The organism is Mesorhizobium sp. M7A.F.Ca.CA.003.01.2.1, assembly GCF_003998945.1.
In the GTDB taxonomy this organism is placed as follows: Bacteria; Pseudomonadota; Alphaproteobacteria; order Rhizobiales; family Rhizobiaceae; genus Mesorhizobium; species Mesorhizobium ciceri.
In genome coordinates this window covers 1-4975 of sequence record NZ_RZRA01000378.1, presented here as the reverse complement: position 1 = coordinate 4975, position 4975 = coordinate 1, and the positions used below count along the sequence as shown (strand labels likewise).

6 protein-coding genes are annotated in these 4975 nt (G+C 65.5%); all 6 read left to right on the top strand.

Translation table 11 applies throughout. The annotated features are described in order from the left end of the window. Nucleotides 1–1061, top strand: a 1061-nt coding sequence (locus EN969_RS16560) for an ABC transporter substrate-binding protein (protein WP_127419248.1), incomplete at its 5' end; no start/stop codon positions are given. A 55-nt stretch (nt 1062–1116) separates the two neighbouring features. Then, the gene (locus tag EN969_RS16555) at nt 1117–1833 is read left to right on the top strand and encodes an ABC transporter ATP-binding protein (RefSeq protein WP_063170177.1); all 717 of its coding nucleotides are present in this window, start codon (nt 1117–1119) and stop codon (nt 1831–1833) included. Then, entirely contained in the window at nt 1833–2534 is a 702-nt protein-coding gene (locus EN969_RS16550; protein ID WP_063167500.1) for an ABC transporter ATP-binding protein, read from the top strand. Before EN969_RS16555 ends, EN969_RS16550 begins: the two co-directional genes overlap by 1 nt. 67 nt (nt 2535–2601) lie before the next feature. Next, the gene (locus EN969_RS16545) at nt 2602–3465 is read left to right on the top strand and encodes a branched-chain amino acid ABC transporter permease (RefSeq protein WP_013533093.1); all 864 of its coding nucleotides are present in this window, start codon (nt 2602–2604) and stop codon (nt 3463–3465) included. Between the two features lie 8 nt (nt 3466–3473). Further along, entirely contained in the window at nt 3474–4523 is a 1050-nt protein-coding gene (locus EN969_RS16540) for a branched-chain amino acid ABC transporter permease (RefSeq protein WP_063167501.1), read from the top strand. Further along, nucleotides 4523–4975 (top strand): FAD-dependent monooxygenase (locus EN969_RS16535; RefSeq protein ID WP_206525165.1); only part of this gene is annotated, 453 nt, incomplete at its 3' end. The genes EN969_RS16540 and EN969_RS16535, both read left to right, overlap by 1 nt.

The window sequence follows — 4975 nt, the reverse complement described above, 5'->3', positions numbered from 1 at the left end:
TCGTCAAGGACAGCCAGTCGAACCCCAACCGCGCGGCCGAGGTAGCCAAGAGCCTGATCGTCGATGACGAGATCAACCTGATGCTCGTCGGCTCGACGCCCGAGAACACCAATCCGGTGGCCACCACCTGCGAGGCGGAGGGCGTGCCGGTGATCTCGACGATGGCGCCGTGGCAGCCCTGGTTCATCGGCCAGCAGGGCAATCCGGCCGATCCGTCCTCGTGGAAGCCTTTCAACTTCGCCTATCACTATTTCTGGGGTCTCGAGGACATCATCGCCGTCTACACCGGCATGTGGAAGCAGCTTTCCACCAACGGCAAGGTGGGAGGGCTGTTCCCCAACGATGCCGACGGCAATGCCTGGGGTGATCCGAAGAACGGCTTGAAGCCGGGCCTCGATGCCGCCGGTTTCAGCCTTGCCGATCCCGGCCGCTATCAGAACCTGTCGGACGATTTCACCGCGCAGGTCAACGCCTTCAAGGCGGCCAATGCCGAGATCGTCACCGGTGTGGTCATTCCGCCGGACTTCACCACCTTCTGGAACCAGGCCCGCCAGCAGGGCTTCAAGCCCAAGGCGATAACGGTGGCCAAAGCGATCCTCTTTCCGCAATCGGTCGAGACGCTGGGCGATGCTGGCCACAACCTCTCATCCGAGGTCTGGTGGTCGGCCTCGCATCCGTTCAAATCGTCCGTGACGGGCGAGAGCTCGGCGGAAATCGCGGCGGATTTCACCGCCAAGACCGGGCGCCCCTGGACGCAGCCGATCGGTTTTGTCCATTCGCTGTTCGAGGTGGCGGCCAATGTCATGGGGCGCGTTTCGGATCCGACCAATGCCGAGGCGATCGCGGCGGCCATAGCCGCCACCGACATGACGACGGTGGTGGGGAAAGTGGCATGGAGCGGTGCGGGACTGCCGCCTTTCGCCGCGAAGAACGTCTGCAAGACGCCGCTCGTTGGCGGCCAGTGGCGGAAGAAGGCCGGTGGCGGCTTCGATCTGGTGACCGTCGAGAACGCCGGCGCTACCGAGATTCCCACCGCTGGCAAGATGGAAGCCCTGGCCTGACGCTGCCGGGGGCGGCTGCGCCGCCCTCGTTCGGCGCGACCCAAGGATGACTGTGATGATACTCAGGCTGGAAAACGTTTCGAAGTCCTTCGGCGCCCTGAAGGTTGCGGATTCCGTGACCGTCAGCGTGCCGCGCGGCGAAGCGCTGGGCATTATAGGCCCGAACGGCGCGGGAAAATCGACGCTCTTCAACCTGATCACCGGAAACTTGTTTGCAAATGAGGGCCGCATCGAATTCCTCGGCCGCGACGTGACCCGCGCTCCGGCCATGGAGCGGGTGCGCATGGGCGTCGGCCGCAGCTTCCAGATTCCGCAGCCTTTCGAGGGGCTGACCGTGTTCGAGAATCTCTTGACCGCCGCCGCCTTCGGCCGCGGCGGACGCGAGGCCGAGATGGTCGAGGATTGCGCTGGTATCCTCGAGGCGACGGAGCTCCTCAGGAAAGCCAATTTCGTGGCCGGCTCGTTGAGCCTTCTCGACCGCAAGCGCCTGGAACTCGCCCGCGCCTTGGCGACAGGCCCCGAACTTCTGCTTCTGGACGAGATCGCGGGCGGTCTGACGGAGGGCGAATGCAAGGCCCTGGTCGCGACGATCAGAGCCATCCACGCGAGGGGGACCACCATCATCTGGATCGAGCATGTGCTGCATGCCCTGAATTCGGTGGTCGAGCGGCTCCTCGTGCTGGATTTCGGGCGCGTGATCGGGATCGGCGCGCCTGATGAGATCATGGCCTCGAAGGCGGTTCGCGAAATCTATCTGGGGCTCGAGGTCTGATGCTGGAAACGCGCGGCCTCACCGCGAATTACGGCCAGTTCCGGGCACTGTTCGGTGTGGATATCACCGTGGCCGCGGGCGAATGCGTGGCGATCATCGGCGCCAACGGCGCCGGCAAATCCACGCTGATGCGCTCGATCACCGGCGTGATCGGCAACGCGCCCGGCATGGTGCTGCACAGGGGCGAGCCGATCGGCGCGCTGTCTTCGGCCGAGATCATGAAGCGCGGCATCGCCATGGTGCCGGAGGGGCGCCGGCTGTTCCCTTCGCTCACCGTCGAGGAAAATCTGCTGGTCGGCGGGCAGGCGCGTAAGGTGCAGGGGCCGTGGAGCCTCGACGCGGTCTATGACCTTTTCCCGATCCTGGGCGAGCGGCGCAAGAGCCCCGGTACCGCGCTCTCGGGTGGCCAGCAGCAGATGGTGGCGATCGGCCGGGCGCTGATGTCGAACCCCGAATTGCTGCTTTGCGACGAGATCAGCCTCGGCCTCGCGCCCGTCGTCATCCGCGATATCTACGCAGCACTTCCCAGGATCCGCCAAGGCGGCGCCGCGATCGTGCTGGTGGAGCAGGATATCGGCAAGGCGCTGGCAGTGGCCGACCGCGTCTACTGCATGATGGAGGGTCGCGCCACGCTGGCCGCCAGGGCGGCCGAGGTCACGCGCGAAGATATCCACTCTGCCTATTTCGGAGTGGCGGCATGACGCGGGAACCAAGGCTCGGTCGTCTGCTCGCACAGCACCCTTGTGGCCTGATCGAGGTGGCGCGGCGATGATCTGGCTGGACACCCTCGTGCAAGGGATTCTGCTGGGCGGGCTCTATGCCCTGTTTGCAGCAGGGTTGAGCCTCGTCTTCGGCATCATGCGGCTGGTGAACCTAGCCCATGGCGACCTCATCATTCTTGCCGCTTATCTGGTTTTGATGGGCGTCACGCTGCTCGGCTTGTCGCCCTGGATCGCTGCCCTGATTGCCATGCCCGTGATGTTCGGGCTCGGCTGGCTGCTGCAGGCCGCCGTCCTGAACCGCGTGCTGGGCAAGGACATCCTGCCGCCGCTTCTGGTCACGTTCGGCCTGTCGGTCGCCTTGCAGAACGGCCTGCTCGAGGCCTTCTCCGCCGACAGCCGCCGCATTCCGGTGGGCGCGTTGGAAGGGGCATCGCTCGATCTAGGGCTGGTCACGGTTGGGATCATGCCGTTGATGACCTTTGCCTCGGCGATCGTGACGATCATTGCGCTCAACGCGCTCTTTTACCACACCGCCCTCGGCCGTGCCTTCCGCGCCACCTCGGACGACGCCGTGACGGCGGGGCTGATGGGGATAGAGCCGAAGCGGATTTTCGCGATCGCCACCGGGATCGCCATGGTCGTGGTGACGCTGGCGGCGCTCTATCTCGGCATGCGCGCGAACTTCGATCCTTCGATCGGACCGGCGCGGCTGATCTATGCCTTCGAGGCGGTGATCATCGGCGGCCTCGGCAGCCTGTGGGGGACGCTTGCCGGCGGGATCATCATCGGGGTGGCGCAAACGTTTGGCGCCGCGCTCAATCCGGAATGGCAGATCCTGGCCGGCCACATCGCCTTCCTGGCCGTGATGCTGCTCAGGCCGCGCGGGCTTTTTCCGCGCGCAGTGGATTGAGGGCCGGCATGTATCGACTGACAACCCGCACCCGCGCCGGAACCGTGACCGCGATCATCGTGCCGATCTTCCTCGTCGCCGCGCTCGCGCTGCCTGCCGTGGCCTCGCGTGGTGTCATACAGGATCTGTTCTTCATCCTCACCATGCTGACGCTGGCGCAGATCTGGAACCTGCTGGCGGGCTATGGCGGCCTGGTCTCGGTGGGCCAGCAGGCTTTCGTCGGCATCGGCGCCTACGCGATGTTCGCCGGCGTGATCCTGCTCGGCTGGAATCCGGTCCTGGCGATCCCGCTGGGCGCCCTTGCGGCACTGGTGCTGGCGGTTCCGACGGCCTTTTTCGCGTTCCGCTTGCAGGGCGCGTATTTCGCCATCGGCACCTGGGTGATCGCCGAAGTGACGCGCCTGCTGGTTGCGCAGTGGAAGGCACTTGGCGGCGGCACCGGCACGTCGCTGCCGCGCGAGGCGACGAGCAGCATCCTGGGCACCGATGCGGTCCGGGCGCTGTTCGGCGTCCGCGAGGCCGCGGCACGCGATGTCATGGCCTACTGGCTGGCTTTGGCGCTGGTCGTGGCCGTGACGGGCGGCATCTACTGGCTGCTGCGCAGCCGCCTCGGGCTGGCGCTGGCGGCCGTGCGCGACAATGTCGACGCGGCGCAATCGGTGGGCGTCGATACCGCCCGGCTCAGATGGGCGGTCTTTCTGATCGCCGCGGCTGCCACCGGGCTGACCGGCGCGCTGATTTTCCTGCAGACGGCCCGCATCTCGCCGAGCGCGGCCTTTGCCGTCACCGACTGGACCGCCAACGTCATCTTTATTGTCGTCATCGGCGGCATCGGCACCATCGAGGGGCCGATCCTCGGTGTGCTGGTCTTCTTTGCGCTGCGCTCGGCGCTGGCCGACTACGGCAGTTGGTACTTGATGACGCTCGGCCTCATCGCCGTTGTCGTGATGCTTTTTGCGCCAAAGGGGCTCTGGGGCCTGATCGCGTCCCGCAATGGCCTGCACCTGTTTCCGGTCCGCCGCAGGCTGACCGGTCCGAAGATCGAGGGAGGAATTTGATGGCGGATATCGAAACCGACGTGCTGATCGTCGGCACTGGCCCGGCCGGCTCGGCCACCGCCGCGCTGCTGTCGAGCTACGGCGTGGCCAACATGATCGTCAATCGCTATCGCTGGTTGTCGAACACGCCGCGTGCCCACATCACCAACCAGCGCACCATGGAAGTGCTGCGCGACCTCGGTCCGGATGTCGAGGCAGAGGCCATGATGCACGCCTCGCCGCAGGAACTGATGGGCGAGAACGTGTTCTGCGAAAGCCTGGCCGGCGAGGAGATCGGCCGCATGAAGAGCTGGGGTACAGCGCCGCTCTCCAAGGCCGAACATCTGCTGTCGTCTCCCTGTTTCATGAACGATTTGCCCCAGACCTTCATGGAGCCGATCCTGTTCAAGTCGGCCTGCACCCGCGGGACGCAGGCACGCATGAGCACGGAATATGTCAGCCATGTCCAGGAT